Below are 16,080 nucleotides of genomic sequence, written 5' to 3' on the forward strand. Positions count from 1 at the left end.
TGCCCTTATCCGATGTTCGACAGTTTCAGCAGATGACGCAGGTCGTTGAGCAGGTCCTTGCCCTTGATCCGGGCGTCGTAGCGCAGGACCAGGTTGCCGTGCGGGTCGACGATCCACAGCAACGGCGCACCCTGGTCGCTGGCGCCCTTGGTGAAGGTCGGCAGGTCCAGTGGATAGCGCTGCAGTTGCGGGTATTCGCGTTGCAGCTTGGCCTGGTAGTCGGCGTCCAGCGGCTGGGCGGCGGCCAGGGCGTGGCTGGCCCGGGAGGCGTCGCGGCCGAGGGAGATCTGGATCTGCCGCGCCAGGTACACCAGTTGCTGGCAATCCACGGCACAGTCCCTGGGCGCGGTGACCAGGATCTGCCAGCGCGTCTCGTCGGCCTGGACCCCGATGTCGGCGCGGCTCTGGCCATTGCCGATCAGCTCGCCGTGGTAGCTGCGGCTTTCCGGCACCCAGAACTGCAACTTGTACATGCCGGTGGCGAGAATCATCGGGCCGATCACCATGGCCACGATCAGCAGCAGCTGCCAGCGTCCGCGGCGCCGGTTGTGCGGCGCCTGGGCCTCAGAAATGTTGGGTGGATTCATGGCCGCTCCCATGGTGTTTCTCCCTTGCGTTATGCCATCCGAGATAGAGGTACAAAGCGCACAGGGCCAGCGCCATGGCGAACCACTGCACGGCGTAGCCCAGATGTTTTTCCGGCCCCATGGCCACCACCGGCCATTCGGTCATGTAGGCGCCCGGGCCAGCCTCCTGGCGCAGCTCGTAGGCAAAACCGCTGCGTCCCAGTTCGCTCCAGAGCCTGGCCGGATCGATCGTCGTCACCAGCCGCGGCCACTGGGCATTCAGTGGGTCGGCGTGCAGTTGAAAGGTCGCGCCGGGGGCGACATAGACCCAGGCATCGAGGCTCAACGACTGTTCCGGGGTGCTGAATGCGGGTGGCGTGCGCCGGTCCGGCCAGGGCAGCCAGCCACGGTTGAGCAGCAGCCATTGGCCGCTGGCCTGGTCGAGAAAGGGTTGCAGCAGCTCGACCCCGACCTTGCCCTCATGCATGCGGTTATCCAGCAGCAGGCTGTGGGCCGCATCGAAGCGACCGTGTAACTGCACCCGGCGGAACGCCGGGTCAGGGGCAGCCTGCAGCTCATCCACGGTCAAAGGCTCGGCCACCCGCCGTTCGGCGTAGCTGGCCAGCAGCTCGCGCTTCTGTTCGCCCCGCCCCAGTTGCCAGAACCCGAGCGTCACCAGCACCGGCAACAACGCCAACACCACCAGGGTCGGCAGCACGCCCGGACGAAAACCGTTCATGGCAGCGCCCGAAAGTGGCGAGATCGACTGGCTATACTCAAGCGCATCGCGTTTCTCCCGGAGCCCACCATGCTTAAAACGGCCATCGTCCTGTTGCTGATCGCCACGCTCATCAGCCTGTTCAGCGGCCTGTTCTTTCTGGTCAAGGACGACAGCAGCTCCCATCGCCTGCTCAGGTCGCTGACCGTTCGCGTGTGCCTGGCCGCGCTCACCGTCGGCTTGATCGCCTGGGGTTTCTTCAGCGGCCAGCTGGTGTCGCACGCGCCCTGGTAACGCCGCGCTCAGAGCACGTAGACGAAGACAAACAAGCCGATCCACACCACATCGACGAAGTGCCAATACCAGCTGGCCGCCTCGAAACCGAACTGATGCTCGGCGTCGAAGTGCCCCTTCATGATGCGCATCAGCATCACGAACAGGATCACCGTGCCGATGGTCACGTGGGCACCGTGAAAACCCGTGAGCATGAAAAAGGTGGCGCCGTAGATGCCCGAACCCAGGGTCAGCCCCAGCTCGTGGTAGGCGTGCAGGTATTCCTCGGCCTGGAAGCCGAGAAACGCACAGCCCAGCAGCACGGTGATCGCCAGCCAGATTTTCAGCGCGCCGCGGTGGCCGTTCTTCAGGGCGTGGTGGGCGATGGTCACGGTAACGCTGGAACTCACCAGCAGCACGGTGTTGAGCAGCGGCAGACCCCAGGGGCTGATGACTTCCTTTGGCGGCGGGAACAGCTTGGAATCGGGGTTTTCGAGCAATGGCCAGACGAACTCGAAGTTCGGCCAGAGCATGTGCGCGATGCCCTTGCTGCCTTCACCGCCCAGGGCCGGACCGGCGATATGGCGCACGTAGAACAGCGCGCCGAAGAAGGCGATGAAGAACATCACTTCGGAAAAGATGAACCAGCTCATGCCCCAGCGGAACGAGCGATCCAGCTGGGCGCTGTACAGGCCGGCGCGACTTTCCTTGATCACCGCGCCGAACCAGCCGAACAGCATGTAGGCCAGCAACAGGCTCCCGACGAAGAAAATCAGCGGGCCATGGGATTCCGGGCGCGCGGCCTTGAGGTCGTTGAACCAGGTGGCCAGGCCGAACACCGTAACGAACATGCCCACCGTGGCGATGATCGGCCACTTGCTCTGGGCGGGAACGTAATAATGCTCATGAGTTGCCATTTATTGTTCTCCTTATCGGGCACCGTCTTAACCGCCGGTGTTGGTGCTCACGGCCACCGGTGGATGACGCGCGGTGATATCGAACAGCGTGTAAGCCAGCGTCAGGTGCTTCACATCCTTGGGCATGTCGCGGTCAACGATGAAACGTACCGGCATCTCGATCTGCTGACCGGGCTGCAGCACTTGCTGGGTGAAACAGAAGCATTCGGTCTTGTGGAAATACATCGCGGCGCTGCTCGGCGAAATGCTCGGGATCGCCTGGGCGCTCATCGGGCGATCGCTGGGGTTGCGCGCGATGAAGATCATCTCGTTCACCGCGCCGGGATGAACCACGATGTCGTCGGCCTTGGGATAGAAGTCCCAGACCATGTCGATCGCATTGGTCGACAGGAACTGCACGCGCACCTGGCGCGAGACATCCACTTGTTGCTCGCCGGAATACTGCCCGCCGGTCTTGCCGTTGATGCCCAGCGCCTTGCACATCACGTCGTAGATCGGCACCAGGGCAAAACCGAAGACGAACATCGCCGCCACCACCAGCAACAGGCGGGTGACCAGCTTCTTCATCGAAACCTCGGCCATCAGCGACCTCCTGCTGTTTCAGAGGCGAGCGAGCATCGCACCAGGCTGTTCATTTCACTTCCGGCGGCGTGGTGAAGGTGTGGTACGGCGCCGGCGACGGCACGCTCCACTCCAGCCCTTCGGCACCGTCCCAGGGCTTGGCCGGCGCGGGTTGGCCGCCACGAATGCACTTGATGACGATGAACAGGAAGAAGATCTGCGTCGCGCCGAAGGTGAACGCGCCGATGGACGACACCATGTTGAAATCGGCGAACTGCAGGTTGTAGTCCGGGATCCGCCGCGGCATCCCCGCCAGGCCGACGAAGTGCATCGGGAAGAACGCCATGTTCATACCGATGAAGGACAGCCAGAAGTGCAGCTTGCCCAGGGTTTCGTCGTACATGTGCCCGGTCCACTTCGGCAGCCAGTAATAAGCCGAGGCGAAGATGCCGAAGATCGCGCCCGGCACCAGCACATAGTGGAAGTGCGCGACCACGAAATAGGTGTCCTGGTACTGGAAGTCCGCCGGGGCGATGGCCAGCATCAGCCCGGAGAAGCCGCCGATGGTGAACAGGATCACGAAGGCCACGGCGAACAGCATCGGCGTCTCGAAGGTCAGCGAGCCCTGCCACATGGTGCTGACCCAGTTGAAGACCTTGACCCCGGTCGGCACCGCGATAAGCATCGTGGCGTACATGAAGAACAGCTCGCCCACCAGCGGAATGCCGACCACGAACATGTGGTGCGCCCAGACGATGAACGACAGGAAGGCGATACTCGCCGTGGCGTAGACCATCGAGGTGTAGCCGAACAGCGGCTTGCGCGAGAAGGCCGGGATGATCGCGCTGACGGCACCGAAGGCCGGCAGGATCATGATGTACACCTCGGGGTGACCGAAGAACCAGAACACATGCTGGAACAGCACCGGGTCGCCGCCGCCGGCGGCGCTGAAGAAGCTGGTGCCAAAGTGGATGTCCATCAGCATCATGGTCACGCAGCCGGCCAGCACCGGCATCACCGCGATCAGCAGGAACGCGGTGATCAGCCAGGTCCAGACGAACAGCGGCATCTTCATCAGGGTCATGCCGGGCGCACGCAGGTTGAGGATGGTGGCGATCACGTTGATCGCGCCCATGATCGAGCTGATGCCCATCAGGTGGATGGCGAAGATGAAGAAGGTCACGCTTTCCGGCGCGTAGGTGGTGGACAGCGGGGCGTAGAAGGTCCAGCCGAAGTTGGGTCCGCCACCGGGCATGAACAGGGTCGAGACCAGCAGCAGGAACGCCGCCGGCAGCAACCAGAAACTGAAGTTGTTCATCCGTGGCAGGGCCATGTCCGGCGCGCCGACCATCAGCGGGATCATCCAGTTGGCCAGGCCGACGAAGGCCGGCATCACCGCGCCGAAGACCATCACCAGGCCATGCATGGTGGTCATCTGGTTGAAGAATTCCGGCTGCACGATCTGCAGGCCGGGCTGGAACAGCTCGGCGCGGATCACCATGGCGAACGAGCCGCCGAGCAGGAACATGGAGAAGGCGAACCACAGGTACAGGGTGCCAATGTCCTTGTGGTTGGTGGTCAGCACCCAGCGCATCAGGCCCTTGGCGGGGCCGTGGGTGTGGTCATGATCGCCAACGATTGCATGACCGTGCTCATCGCTCACAGCGTTCATGGCCTGTCTCCTGTAAACGGTTGGGCTGGACGATCGAGGGCGACACGCCCCGAGCGGCTGCGGGAACACGCAATGGACCGGGTCATTTGCTTTGCGCCTGTTTCAGAGCCAGGACATCCTTGGGCGTCACCATGTCGCCCTTGTTGTTGCCCCAGGCGTTACGTTCGTAGGTGATCACCGCTGCCAGGTCGACTTCCGACAACTGCTTGCCGAACGCCGCCATGGCGGTGCCGGGCTTGCCGTGGAAGACGATGTTCAAGTGATCCGCCACCGGCCCGGTGGCGATCTTCGAGCCCTTGAGCGCCGGGAACATCGGCGGCAGGCCCTGGCCTTCGGCCTGGTGACAGGCCACGCAGGTGGTGTGGTAGACCTTGTCGCCACGGGCCACCAGCTCTTCGAGGGTCCATTCCTTGCTGGTCAGTTCCTTGAGCTTGAGGGCTTCGGCCTTGCGTTCGCCCAGCCAGGTGTCGTAGTCGGCCTGGGTCTTCACGTCGACCACGATCGGCATGAAGCCATGGTCCTTGCCGCACAGTTCGGCGCACTGGCCGCGATACAGGCCGGGCTTGTCGACCCGGGTCCAGGCTTCGTTGACGAAACCGGGGATCGCATCGCGCTTGACCGCGAAGGCCGGGACCCACCAGGAATGGATGACGTCGGCGGAGGTCACCAGAAAGCGCACCTTGGCGCCGATCGGCAGCACCAGCGGCTGATCGACTTCCAGCAGATAATGCTCGCCCTTGGCGCTCTGGTTATGAATCTGTTCGGCGGGAGTGGTCAGGTTGCTGAAGAACTCGACGTCCTGGCCCAGGTATTTGTAGTGCCACTTCCACTGATAGCCGGTGATCTGGATGTCCACATCCGGTTCGCTGGCGTCGTACATCTTGATCAGGGTCGCGGTGGCGGGAACGGCCATGGCCACCAGGATCAGCAGCGGCACCACGGTCCAGAGGATTTCCACCGTCGTGCTTTCGTGGAACTTGGCGGCCACCTGGCCGGTGGAGCGGCGGTGCAGGATCATCGACCAGAACATGGCGCCAAAGACAATGACGCCGATCACCACACAGATCCAGAAGATGGTCATGTGCAGGTCGAATACCGCGTGACTTATATCAGTCGCTCCAGGCGCCATATTCACGGTCCAGGCGCCATGCGCCTGGCTGAATACCGACCACAACAGGAGGCCCATCCAGACTTGTGGATGTCGCATCATTGCGGGTTCCCCTTATCGTTCTTGTTATCCCGCCGGCTTGCACCTGCGGCCAAGGGAGCGGCTGCCTAGACTACGAACTTAAACCGCCGAGCCTTCGCTGCGCATGCAGTCGGGCGTCATCAGCTAACTTCATTCAGACCCGAGTATAGACAGCGACTTCGACCTCGCAATGCGGTGCCGTAAATCCACTGAAACAGTTTGCCGCTGCCTTATAGGCCACGGTTGGAAAGGGATAGGGGATCAATGATGGCGCAGCGATATAACCCAGACGACTAACCGTGAAATAATTATGAAAAATACGTCTTAAGCGATTTCGTGAGCAGGCTAACTTATGTCTTCCCTAATTAATTGCCCTTGTTTCCTGGAGTATTCATGAACACCGCCGCATTGCGCGAGCAGATCCAACGAGCCCATCAACATGAGTCCGGCACCGGGCAATTGCGCCGCCAGCTGGAAACCCAATTGCCACACCTGCACCCCGCCATCCAGCTCCCCGAAGTGGACGCCCAGGGGGTGATGACCCGTTTTGTCGCCGCTTATATCGATCAGGTTCCCGACCTGCTGGACGCCGCCAACGAAGTCGCGCGCGAAGCCGGTATCGAGTCGCAGATCAAGCCGGTGCTGAAGATCGCCGAGCAGTTCTTCCTCCAGCCGCCCGCCATCATGGCCGGCCACGAAGGCCTGGACAGCCTGCTGGACGAAGCCTATCTGGCCCATCGCCTGGTGGAAGAGGTCAACGACCTGTACATCACGCATTTCGGCCAGCCGCTGATTCCCCTGGACACCACGGTGGCCAACCTGATCGCCCACCAGTTGATCGGCGAAACCTTCGCCAACCAGCTGGACGAAGCGGTGCACCATGCGGTCGACGCGATGCTCGACGAAGAGAGCTTCGCCCTGGAGTCGGTCGAGGCCTACCGGGAAAAGCTCAACAGCCCCGACACCGATGCCGCCTGGAAACGCTGGCCGTGCCTGTCGCGCCAACTGGGCGTGGAGCTGGAACTCGACCAGCCGGCTGCCTGAGGATTGCAGGTAGCGGCCCTGTAGCCGCTGCCGCAGGCTGCGATCGACCGGTACGGTCGCAGCGATATCACCGACGCTGAAGATCCTTCGGACCTTATCGCAGCCTTCGGCGGCTACAGGGCTACAGACTTACGCCCGGCTCAGGCCTTTGGCCCCCAGCTTCGAGGCCGGGCTCACGCCCACATTGGTGTGCAAGCGCCCCTCCAGCCGGCGCTTCAACCCGCGCGACTCGATCACCAGCTTCGAGCCCTTGGCCGCATTGGCTCGTCCCCACTCCTCGAGCAGCTCCAGGCAGGCATGGTCGATATAGCCCAGGTTATTGAGCGGCACATGCACCGTGGTGCCCGGCGGGATGCTGCCCAGCGCCTGGGTCAGGGCCGGCACCTTGAGGAAGGTCGCGGCGCCCACCAGGCGCAGTTCCATTTCGCCTTCGGCCGGCAGGTCCACCAGGCTGATCTTCAGCCGCGAAGCGCCCCAGGCCAGCTTCACCAGGGTCAGGCCGAAACCGATCAGCACACCGGTCAGCAGGTCGGTGAAGACAATCGCCAGCGCGGTCACGCCGTAGATCAGCATCGGCATCGGCCCATAACGACCCAGCTTGCGGAACGACTTGAGGTCCACCAGCTTGAATCCGGTGTACACCAGCACACCCGCCAGGCTGGCCACCGGAATGCTTTGCAGCACGCTGGACAGCAACAGCACGAACGCCAGCAGCCACAAGCCGTGGAAGATCGCCGACAGCCGCGTGGTCGCGCCCGCCTGGACGTTGGCCGAGCTGCGCACGATCACCCCGGTCATCGGCAGGGCGCCGAGCAACCCGCAGAGCATGTTGCCGATCCCTTGCGCCGACAGTTCACGGTCGAAATCCGAGCGCGTACCGCTGTGCATGCGATCCACCGCGGCGGCGGACAGCAGGGTTTCGGCGCTGGCGATAAAGGCCACGGCAAAGGCCGCGATCAGCAGTGTCGGGTCCGCCAGGTTGAGCAGGTCGGCCGGCCGCAGCCAGTCGATCGCCTCGGCAAGGTTTTCCGGCACCTCGACCCGCTTGACCGGCAGCGCCAGGGCCAGGCTGGCAAAGGTCGCCAGGCCGACGCCCAGCAGGGCGCCGGGGATGAAGCGCAGCGAATGCGGGCGCAGTTTTTCCCACAGGAACATCACCGCCATGGTCGACAGGCCGAGCAGCCCGGCCTGCCAGCCAAAGCCACCGCCCAGGCTGGGCAAGGCCTGGGCCACCGCCTCGGGGAAGCCCGCGAGGTTATCCAGGCCGGACGCCTGGGGCTGGGCGTCGAGCATCACGTGCACCTGGGAGAGCACGATCAACACCCCGATCCCGGCAAGCATGCCGTAGACCACCGCCGGCGCCGTGACCCGAAACCAGCAACCCAGGCGCAGGCGCCCGGCCACCAGTTGCAGGAAACCCGCCAGCAGCAGGATCGGCCCGAGCATGGCGATACCGTGCTGGCGCACCAGCTCGAACACCAGGACCGCCAGCCCCGCGGCCGGACCGCTGACCTGCAAGGGTGAACCGGCCAGCCAGCCCACCACCAGGCCACCGATGATCCCGGTGATCAGCCCCTTGGCCGGCGGCATGCCGGAAGCGATGGCGATACCCATGCACAAGGGCAGGGCCACCAGAAACACCACCACGGAAGCGAGCAGCTCCCGTGGCAAAACAGCTTTCAATTGTGCTGCACGCATGATGATTCTCCCGAAGCTTTCTTCAGGCGTGGCAAAGCCTGACCGCGCAGACGGCAGTCATGGCTGAACCCCACTGGGATTTAGGAGGATTTAGAAGCGCGCTTTAGGCGTCGCAACCGGGATCGGATGGCGTCCGTCCAACGGCAGGAAACACCCTTGATCCGCGTCGTAGGCTTTGATTTCGCTGGTTTCGATGTTGTACACCCAGCCATGGATGAACAACTGACCGTTGGCCATGCGCGAAGCCACCGAAGGGTGGGTGCGCAAATGCTGCAGCTGGGCGATGACGTTCTCTTCGGTCAGCACATGCATGCTGGCGTTCTCGTCGGCGCAGTCGCAGTTCTCCTGGACCATGGTCTTGGCCACTTCGGCGTGGCGCAGCCAGGCTTTGACCGTCGGCATCTTTTCCAGGCTCTGCGGGTTGAGCACCGCGCGCATGGCACCGCAGTCGGAATGGCCGCAAACGATGATGTGGTGCACACCCAGGGCCATGACCGCGTATTCGATGGCCGTGGACACACCGCCGTTCATCTGCCCGTATGGCGGTACCACGTTACCGACGTTGCGGGTCACGAACAGGTCGCCCGGGGCGCTCTGGGTAATCAGTTCGGGGACGATGCGCGAATCCGCGCAGGCAATGAACATCGCCCGCGGCCGCTGGGCCGTGGCGAGTTTCTTGAACAGTTCTTCCTGCTGTGGGAAGACCTCGTGATGAAAATGCAAAAAGCCGTCAACGATTATCTGCAGCGCTGCATCGGCGCTTTCGGCGACCTCCGGGGACGCTGAAGCCGACGCAGCCAACGGCTGTTTATCCTTGTCACTCATGATTCATCCTCTTTTGACGGATTAGGCTCTGTCGAAAAGTGGCTGCACGCTGGGCGCCTTCGGCGCTACGCAGGTCATGCTGCGTTAAAAACAGGCTCGGAATGCTCATGTAGGCCCCTACACTCCGCTTCCTCGCCTGTTTTTGCCTTGCCTGACCTTCGCTCGCCAACTTTTCGCTCAGACCCTTAGGTGAATTTTCCAGTTTTATCCGGCACGACGCCAGCGATTGATTAAAAAACAACCAGCCCGCTGACAGCGACCCATCGGTCACTTGGTGAACAAGGTAGCCTTCCAAACTTAACTCAAACTGAACCGGCCGCTCTAAAACGCCACTATTGGCGATGCAAAAAGGTGACCAGCGTATAGACGACGGTGCACCGGCTCTACTCCACCATAGGCCAATACCTCCTAGGCTCTGTACGAAAAGTGGCTGCGCTCGGCCATGCTGCGTTAAAAACAGGCTCGGAATGCTCATTTAGGTCCCTAAACTCCGCTTCCTCGCCTGTTTTTGCCTTGCCTGACCTTCGCTCGCCGACTTTTCGTACAGAGCCTAGAGCAACGACATCTGCCCACCCGGCGGACAGAACGCCGTGCAGTCGAGGTTGTAGCCTTCGCGCCGATCGAGCCCCAGGCGTTTGCTGGCCTTGGCGAAACGCTGCGCCAGCAGGGCCGCGAAGGGGCCTTCGCCGCGCATCCGTGCACCAAAACGGCTGTCGTACAGCTCGCCGCCGCGACACTGGCGGATCAGGCTCAGGACATGGGCCGCCCGCTGCGGATAGTGGGCGTTGAGCCATTCCTCGAACAGCGGCGCCACTTCCAGGGGCAGGCGCAGCATCATGTAGGCGGCGCTTTGCGCGCCCGCGGCATGGGCCTCGGCGAGCAGGCTTTCCAGCTCGCTGTCGTTGATCATCGGAATCATCGGCGAACACAGCACCCCCACGGGAATCCCCGCCTCGCGCATCACCCGAATCGCCCGCAACCGCGCCTTGGGCGCCGCCGCCCGGGGTTCGAGGATGCGCTTGAGCTCGTCGTCCAGGGTGGTCAGGCTGATCATCACCGCCACCAGCCGCTGCTCGGCCAGTTCGACCAACAGGTCGAGGTCGCGCAGGATCAGCGAGCCCTTGGTGACGATGGTCACCGGGTGCCGGTAGCGCAGCAGCACCTCCAGGGTCCGCCGGGTCAGTTGGTGTTCGCGCTCGATAGGCTGGTAGGGGTCGGTGTTGGAACCCAGGTTGATCGGCGCACATTTATAACCGGGCTTGGACAGCTGCTGTTCGAGCATCGCCGCGGCATTGGTCTTGGCGATCAGCTTGGTCTCGAAGTCCAGCCCCGGCGACAGGTCCCAATAGGCGTGGCTGGGCCGCGCATAACAGTAGATGCAGCCGTGCTCGCAACCGCGATAGGGGTTGATGGAGCGGTCGAAAGGCAGGTCCGGCGAGCTGTTGCGGGTGATGATGGATTTCGCCGTCTCAAGGCGCACCTCGGTGCCCTGGGTCAGCGGGGCTTCCTGGTACCAGCCGTCGTCGAAGGCCACCGAGCGCTGGGGCGCAAAACGGTTGTGCGGGTTGGTCGCGGTGCCACGGCCGCGTGGGGGCAGGGGGCTGGACATGGGCAGGCACTCAATTACTGTATTTATATACAGTAATTGAGGTTTGAGCTGTTGCAAAGCGCCGTCGGGCGGAGCACGCCGTTGGCACTGATTGCATAGCGGTCGATCAGCCGCCGCTGTGCTTCGTCACCTGCCCCAGGTCATCGTTCGAGGTGCTTTGCAGGTCGCCCTTGCGCAGTCCCGCCACATCCGCGGCCTTCACCTCGGAGCCCTGGTTGCCCCAACTGGTGCGGATGAAGTTGACCACATCGGCCACCTCCTGATCCGACAGGCGCCAGGCGAATGCCGGCATGGTGAAGGTCGATGGCGCGGTATGGGTCGCCGGCAAGGTACCGCCCTTGAGCACGATGTGGATCAACGACGTGGCATCGGCGCTTTGCAGCACCGGGTTGCCCGCCAGCGCCGGGAACACCCGGGTATAGCCATGGCCGTCGGTACGGTGGCACGCCGCGCAGTTATCGATGTACACCGCCGCCCCCGGCTTGCTGTCGTCACCTTTCCACAACGCCTCGGCCACCGCCTTGTCGTACTGGTGCGGCTGGTCGTTGGCGTCCACCGCCGGCAGCGACTTGAGGTAACGGGCGATGGCCGTCAGGTCGTCCGCGGACATGTACTGCATGCTGTGCACCACCACGTCGCTCATGCCGCCGAACACCGCGCCGCGGTCGCTGCGACCGGTCTTGAGGAACTGCACCAACTGCTCTTCGCTCCAGCTGCCGAGGCCGTCCTTGTGGTCACCGCGCAGGCTCTTGGCAATCCAGCCTTCCAGCGGCGCGCTGCCGGCCAGGAAGTCGCTGCCTTCGCTGGCGCTCAGGGCTTTCTCCTGCATGGTCAGGGCGCGCGGCGTGTGACAGGCGCCACAGTGGCCGAGGCCTTCCACCAGATAAGCACCGCGGCTGACCACCGGGTCTTGCGCAGCCTGCGCCTGGCCACTGCCTTGCGCGCCCGCCACGCTTGGCGCGAACATCCAGCGCCAGCCGGCCAGCGGCCAGCGCATGCTCAGCGGCCAGGGGATGTCGCTGTCGCGGTTCTCCTGGACCACCGGCGCCACGCCTTGCATGAAGTAGGCATACAGCGCCTGCATGTCGGCGTCGCTGACCCGCGCATAGGACGGGTAGGGCATGGCCGGGTACAGGCTGCTGCCGCTCTTGGCCACGCCATGGCGCACGGCCTTGTCGAAGTCGTCGAAGCTGTACTCGCCGATGCCGGTCTTGTCCGGGGTGATGTTGGTGGAGTAGATCGTGCCGATCGGGGTTTCCATCGGCAGGCCGCCGGCGAACGGCTTGCCGTCCTTGGCGGTGTGGCAAGCCACGCAGTCACCGGCGCGGGCCAGGTATTCGCCCTGTTTGATCAAGGCTTGCCGATCGGTTTCGGCGGCGCAGAGGGAAGCGCTGCCGAGCAGCGCCAGGGTCGCGATAACGAGGGTTTTCATGGTCATCGCTCCTTATGCCTGGACCAGCGGGCCGGGGTTCTTCAGGTACTGCTCGCGGATCGCGCGGGCCGACCAGTAGGTCAACGCGGCCACCAGGCCGGTCGGGTTGTAGCCCAGGCCCTGGGGGAAGGCCGAAGCGCCCGGGACGAACACGTTGTGCACGTCCCAGCTCTGCAGGTAACGGTTCAAGGCACTGGTTTTCGGATCGGTGCCCATGATCGCGCCACCGTTGAGGTGGGTGGTCTGGTAGGACGCGGTGTTGAAATGCTCGCCGACCTTCTTGCCCAGCACCGCGATGGCCTTGGGGTTCATCGCCTCGGCGATCTTGCCCATCTTCTCGACCATGAAGCGGTTCATCTTGATGTCGTTTTCCTGCCAGTCGAAGGTCATGCGCAGCAGCGGCAGGCCGTAGGCGTCGCGGTACACCGGGTCGAGGTCAAGGTAGTTGCCACGATAGGACTGGTGGGCACCGTGGGCGTCCATCGACACCTGGTGGGTGTAATAGTCGGCGGTGGCCTTCTTCCAGGCGCTGCCCCAGGCCGGGGTGCCCGGCGGGTTGGAGGTGCCGGCGATCGGCCGGCTGCCGGCCTGGTTGACCCAGAACGGCGAACCGCCGACGAAGCCGTGAGGGCCGTGGTCGAAGTTGTCGGCGTTGAAGTCGTCCACCGCCACGCCATTGCCGCCGGCGCCGATGAAGTTGTTGGTGTGCACGTCCTTGTCGAAGTAGGCCTTGATGGTGGCCATGTTCTGGTAGGCGAAGTTCTTGCCCACCACGCCTTCGCCAGTGATCGGGTCGTAGGGCTTGCCGATGCCGGACAGCAGCATCAGGCGCACGTTATGGAACTGGAAGGCGCCGAGGATCACCAGGTCCGCCGGCTGCTCGATCTCCCGGCCCTGGCCGTCGACGTAAGTGACGCCGGTCGCGCGGGTCTTGGTGCTGTCGAGGTTGACCTTAAGCACGTGGGAGTTGGGGCGCAGCTCGAAATTCGGCAGCGGCTTGAGGGCCGGCAGAATGTTCACGTTCGGCGAAGCCTTGGAGTACATGTAGCAGACGTAGCCGCTGCAGAACCCGCAGAAGTTGCACGGCCCCATTTGCGCGCCATAGGGGTTGGTGTACGGCCCGGAAGTGTTGGCCGACGGCAGGTTGTACGGCTTGTAGCCGACTTCGCCGGCGGCCTTCTGGAACAGCTGGGCGGAGTAGGTGTTCTTCTGCGACTCCAGCGGGAAATGCTCCGAACGGTCCGGCGCGTAAGGGTTGCCACCCTTGCCTTCACCGACCAGCTGGCCTTTCACGGTCCAGGCCTGGCCCGAGGTGCCGAAGACTTTTTCCGCGTAGTCGAAGAACGGCTCCAGCTCTTCGTAGGTGACGCCGAAGTCCTGGATGGTCATGTCCTTGGGGATGAAGTTCTTGCCGTAGCGTTCTTCATAGTGGCTGCGCATACGCAGCTCGATCGGGTCGGCGCGAAAATGCACGCCGGACCAGTGCAGGCCGGCGCCGCCGACGCCGTTGCCCGGCAGGAACGCGCCCAGCTGGCGGTTCGGCAGGGCCACGTCGTTGACGCTGTGGCGAATGGTCACCGTCTCCCGGGAGATGTCCTGGAAGAGCTTCTTGCGCACACTGTAGGTGAGCTCGTCGATCACCTGCGGGTAATTGCCGTCCGGGTAGGTGTCCTGCATCGGCCCGCGCTCCAGCGCCAGCACGTTGAGCCCGGCCTCGGTCAGCTCCTTGGCCATGATCGCGCCGGTCCAGCCAAACCCGACGATCACCGCGTCGACCTTCTTCATTACCGTTGCCATGCTCAAGCCCTCTCGCCGCGAATCGATACTGCCGGGAAAGGGTATTGCTCGTTGCGTTCCACCCAGTCCATGAAATCGGCGCGCGCGCCGGGGAAGCCAATCAAGGTCCAGCCGACCATGCCTTTATTGCCGCCGTGGATCGGGTCGCAGAAGAACCCTTCCTTGGTGTTTTGCAGCAAAAGGTTGAAGAAAATCTTCGGTGGAACGCTGTCGAATGGAGGCTTTCCCGCTTCGAGCTGCTTGAGCAAATCGTCTCGGGTAGCGCTGTCTTGCGCGGCAAATGTTTTACCGTTGAAGGCTTTCGACCATGCATCCGTCGCGGCAATGCCCAGGCGATAGATCTCCTTGGGTACCAGCTTGCTCTGCCAGCCCATCTCCGGCGCGGCGTCGGCGTTGAATGGGCCTTGCATGTACCACAGGGCGCCCGCGGCGTAGGGGGTGTTCATCTGCCGGTCGATGTATTCCGGCACGCCGGCTTCCAGGGCGCCCGGGCCTTGTTCGTCGGCCGGGATCAGGCGCTCTACCGCGGCCTGGACAAAGGCCCACTCTTCGGCGGTGAAATAGGTCGGCTGGTAAGCCTCGGTGCTGACCGGAGTTCGGGCCGGCGCCACCGGCTTGGGCGCTTCGGGGGCGGCCATCAGCATCGAGCTGCCAAGACCGGTACTGGCGACCGTGACCACCGGGATCAAGGTCAGGGATTTGCGCAGAAACTCACGCCGCGGGTTGTCTTGATCGTGATCAGACATGGGGGGTGCACCTCACACTAGGCATTCACGGGTTGGGCAGCCGCGTCATGGCGTGGCTTGTCGTTCTGGCGGCGATTGGGAGCGCCGGGAAACACAGTTCAGCAAACTTTGGTTACAAATGGTAGCAGGCTAAGCATTCGAATAAATCGTTTGCGCGGGAAAAAAGTCGCGATTGCCGAGAAAAAACCTCTATCGCAGCGGCTTCACGTTTCTTTGACGAGCGCCTCACAGGGCGTTGACCGGCCCGGATGGAAGCTAGGCTCCCTCCATCCCCATTTCCGGTCACGGCCTTGCGCATGCACAACTTTCGTAGCCTTCCCGCCCTCTGCCTGTCCCTGCTGGTGCTGCTTGCCTGGCCCCAGGCCCAGGCCCAGGCCGCCGAAACCGGCGCGACCCGCCCGGCCCAGTGGGCCCAGCCGGTGGAAACCCACTACAACCTGTACCAGATGTCGCCGACGCTGTACCGCAGCGCCTTGCCGGACGGCGGCGCCGTGCCTTTGCTGGAAAAGCTCAAGGTGGGCACGGTGATCAACTTTCTGCCGGAGTCCGATGCCAGCTGGCTGCAGGCCCCGGCAATCAAGCAGGTGCAATTGCCTTACCGGACCAATCACGTGGATGACGCCGATGTGCTGGCGGCCTTGCGCGCGATCCAGAACGCCGAAAGCGAGGGCCCGGTGCTGATGCACTGCAAGCACGGCTCGGACCGCACCGGGCTGATGTCGGCGATGTATCGGGTGGTGATTCAGGGCTGGAGCAAGGAGGAGGCGCTGAATGAAATGACCGGAGGCGGGTTTGGCGACAGTTCCCACTTCAAGGACGGCATTCGCTACATGATGCAGGCCGATGTCGACAAATTGCGCACTGCCCTGGCCAATGGCGATTGCAGCACCAGCGTGTTCGCCACCTGTTCGGTGAAAAGCTGGTTCGAGACGGTGAGCGCCAGCAAGCCGGCGAATTGACCGGCTGCGTGGGGCTGCAGAATTGAGCTTCGACCGCATCCCGATAGGACCAAGCTTGCTGGCGATCAAAGCAC

The 16,080-nt window shown here is 63.3% G+C and carries 16 protein-coding genes; 3 read left to right on the forward strand and 13 right to left on the reverse strand.

Annotated features, from left to right (window positions below; genetic code table 11):
* Positions 1-5: 5 nt before the first annotated feature.
* The gene (locus AC07VU_RS04040) at positions 6-599 is read right to left on the reverse strand and encodes a PA_0111/PP_0108 family redox-active disulfide protein (protein WP_277589929.1); all 594 of its coding nucleotides are present in this window, start codon (positions 597-599) and stop codon (positions 6-8) included.
* On the reverse strand, positions 565-1,305 hold the full coding sequence (locus AC07VU_RS04045; protein WP_274305145.1) for an SURF1 family protein: 741 nt from the start codon (positions 1,303-1,305) through the stop codon (positions 565-567). Before AC07VU_RS04045 ends, AC07VU_RS04040 begins: the two co-directional genes overlap by 35 nt.
* A 69-nt stretch (positions 1,306-1,374) precedes the next feature.
* On the opposite strand from AC07VU_RS04045, the gene AC07VU_RS04050 reads away from it, so the two are divergent.
* On the forward strand, positions 1,375-1,578 hold the full coding sequence (locus AC07VU_RS04050) for a twin transmembrane helix small protein (protein WP_277589928.1): 204 nt from the start codon (positions 1,375-1,377) through the stop codon (positions 1,576-1,578).
* Between the two features lie 8 nt (positions 1,579-1,586).
* On the opposite strand, the gene AC07VU_RS04055 is transcribed toward AC07VU_RS04050, so the two are convergent.
* The 4 genes from AC07VU_RS04055 to coxB form a co-directional block, all read right to left on the reverse strand.
* Positions 1,587-2,474, reverse strand: coding sequence for a cytochrome c oxidase subunit 3 (locus AC07VU_RS04055; RefSeq protein WP_277589927.1), 888 nt, complete (start codon positions 2,472-2,474; stop codon positions 1,587-1,589).
* 27 nt (positions 2,475-2,501) lie between these two features.
* Positions 2,502-3,056 carry a cytochrome c oxidase assembly protein gene (locus tag AC07VU_RS04060; protein WP_007924321.1) on the reverse strand — a complete coding sequence of 185 codons (555 nt, stop codon included), beginning with the start codon at positions 3,054-3,056 and terminating at the stop codon, positions 2,502-2,504.
* Between the two features lie 49 nt (positions 3,057-3,105).
* The gene (ctaD, locus tag AC07VU_RS04065) at positions 3,106-4,707 is read right to left on the reverse strand and encodes a cytochrome c oxidase subunit I (RefSeq protein WP_007924322.1); all 1,602 of its coding nucleotides are present in this window, start codon (positions 4,705-4,707) and stop codon (positions 3,106-3,108) included.
* Between the two features lie 82 nt (positions 4,708-4,789).
* Positions 4,790-5,917: a cytochrome c oxidase subunit II gene (gene coxB / locus AC07VU_RS04070; RefSeq protein WP_053263243.1), complete on the reverse strand. Its 1,128-nt coding sequence runs from the start codon at positions 5,915-5,917 to the stop codon at positions 4,790-4,792.
* Positions 5,918-6,289: 372 nt separating this feature from the next.
* On the opposite strand from coxB, the gene AC07VU_RS04075 reads away from it, so the two are divergent.
* Positions 6,290-6,940: a hypothetical protein gene (locus tag AC07VU_RS04075; protein WP_007924324.1), complete on the forward strand. Its 651-nt coding sequence runs from the start codon at positions 6,290-6,292 to the stop codon at positions 6,938-6,940.
* A gap of 129 nt (positions 6,941-7,069) precedes the next feature.
* Here the strand turns inward: AC07VU_RS04075 and AC07VU_RS04080 are convergent, their stop codons facing one another.
* The 7 genes from AC07VU_RS04080 to AC07VU_RS04110 all read right to left on the reverse strand — a co-directional run bounded on the left by AC07VU_RS04080 (position 7,070) and on the right by AC07VU_RS04110 (position 15,047).
* Positions 7,070-8,638, reverse strand: a complete 1,569-nt coding sequence (locus AC07VU_RS04080) for a SulP family inorganic anion transporter (RefSeq protein ID WP_277589926.1) — start codon at positions 8,636-8,638, stop codon at positions 7,070-7,072.
* A 90-nt stretch (positions 8,639-8,728) separates the two neighbouring features.
* Entirely contained in the window at positions 8,729-9,463 is a 735-nt protein-coding gene (locus AC07VU_RS04085; protein WP_007924326.1) for a carbonic anhydrase, read from the reverse strand.
* Positions 9,456-9,938 carry a hypothetical protein gene (locus tag AC07VU_RS04090; RefSeq protein ID WP_277589925.1) on the reverse strand — a complete coding sequence of 161 codons (483 nt, stop codon included), beginning with the start codon at positions 9,936-9,938 and terminating at the stop codon, positions 9,456-9,458. The genes AC07VU_RS04085 and AC07VU_RS04090 overlap by 8 nt, the downstream gene beginning before the upstream one ends.
* Positions 9,939-10,013: 75 nt before the next feature.
* Positions 10,014-11,072 (reverse strand): PA0069 family radical SAM protein, encoded by a 1,059-nt coding sequence (locus AC07VU_RS04095; RefSeq protein WP_053263239.1) that lies wholly within the window; start codon positions 11,070-11,072, stop codon positions 10,014-10,016.
* Positions 11,073-11,178: 106 nt separating this feature from the next.
* Positions 11,179-12,504 (reverse strand): cytochrome c, encoded by a 1,326-nt coding sequence (locus AC07VU_RS04100; protein WP_277589924.1) that lies wholly within the window; start codon positions 12,502-12,504, stop codon positions 11,179-11,181.
* Between the two features lie 12 nt (positions 12,505-12,516).
* Entirely contained in the window at positions 12,517-14,301 is a 1,785-nt protein-coding gene (locus AC07VU_RS04105; RefSeq protein ID WP_007924329.1) for a GMC family oxidoreductase, read from the reverse strand.
* 2 nt (positions 14,302-14,303) lie between these two features.
* Positions 14,304-15,047 carry a gluconate 2-dehydrogenase subunit 3 family protein gene (locus AC07VU_RS04110; protein ID WP_277589923.1) on the reverse strand — a complete coding sequence of 248 codons (744 nt, stop codon included), beginning with the start codon at positions 15,045-15,047 and terminating at the stop codon, positions 14,304-14,306.
* A gap of 296 nt (positions 15,048-15,343) precedes the next feature.
* Between AC07VU_RS04110 and AC07VU_RS04115 the strand changes: the two genes are divergently transcribed.
* Entirely contained in the window at positions 15,344-16,006 is a 663-nt protein-coding gene (locus AC07VU_RS04115) for a phosphatase domain-containing protein (protein ID WP_277589922.1), read from the forward strand.
* The last annotated feature ends 74 nt before the right edge of the window (positions 16,007-16,080 follow it).

The sequence above is a fragment of the Pseudomonas sp. GW821-FHT02B10 genome, assembly GCF_059421865.1.

Bases quoted from the DNA above. Each gene is read 5' to 3' on its own strand.
- AC07VU_RS04040 (WP_277589929.1), bottom strand. From the start codon at position 599: ATGGGAGCGGCCATGAATCCACCCAACATTTCTGAGGCCCAGGCGCCG.
- AC07VU_RS04045 (WP_274305145.1), bottom strand. From the start codon at position 1,305: ATGAACGGTTTTCGTCCGGGCGTGCTGCCGACCCTGGTGGTGTTGGCG.
- AC07VU_RS04050 (WP_277589928.1), top strand. From the start codon at position 1,375: ATGCTTAAAACGGCCATCGTCCTGTTGCTGATCGCCACGCTCATCAGC.
- AC07VU_RS04055 (WP_277589927.1), bottom strand. From the start codon at position 2,474: ATGGCAACTCATGAGCATTATTACGTTCCCGCCCAGAGCAAGTGGCCG.
- AC07VU_RS04060 (WP_007924321.1), bottom strand. From the start codon at position 3,056: ATGGCCGAGGTTTCGATGAAGAAGCTGGTCACCCGCCTGTTGCTGGTG.
- ctaD (WP_007924322.1), bottom strand. From the start codon at position 4,707: ATGAACGCTGTGAGCGATGAGCACGGTCATGCAATCGTTGGCGATCAT.
- coxB (WP_053263243.1), bottom strand. From the start codon at position 5,917: ATGATGCGACATCCACAAGTCTGGATGGGCCTCCTGTTGTGGTCGGTA.
- AC07VU_RS04075 (WP_007924324.1), top strand. From the start codon at position 6,290: ATGAACACCGCCGCATTGCGCGAGCAGATCCAACGAGCCCATCAACAT.
- AC07VU_RS04080 (WP_277589926.1), bottom strand. From the start codon at position 8,638: ATGCGTGCAGCACAATTGAAAGCTGTTTTGCCACGGGAGCTGCTCGCT.
- AC07VU_RS04085 (WP_007924326.1), bottom strand. From the start codon at position 9,463: ATGAGTGACAAGGATAAACAGCCGTTGGCTGCGTCGGCTTCAGCGTCC.
- AC07VU_RS04090 (WP_277589925.1), bottom strand. From the start codon at position 9,938: ATGAGCATTCCGAGCCTGTTTTTAACGCAGCATGGCCGAGCGCAGCCA.
- AC07VU_RS04095 (WP_053263239.1), bottom strand. From the start codon at position 11,072: ATGTCCAGCCCCCTGCCCCCACGCGGCCGTGGCACCGCGACCAACCCG.
- AC07VU_RS04100 (WP_277589924.1), bottom strand. From the start codon at position 12,504: ATGAAAACCCTCGTTATCGCGACCCTGGCGCTGCTCGGCAGCGCTTCC.
- AC07VU_RS04105 (WP_007924329.1), bottom strand. From the start codon at position 14,301: ATGGCAACGGTAATGAAGAAGGTCGACGCGGTGATCGTCGGGTTTGGC.
- AC07VU_RS04110 (WP_277589923.1), bottom strand. From the start codon at position 15,047: ATGTCTGATCACGATCAAGACAACCCGCGGCGTGAGTTTCTGCGCAAA.
- AC07VU_RS04115 (WP_277589922.1), top strand. From the start codon at position 15,344: ATGCACAACTTTCGTAGCCTTCCCGCCCTCTGCCTGTCCCTGCTGGTG.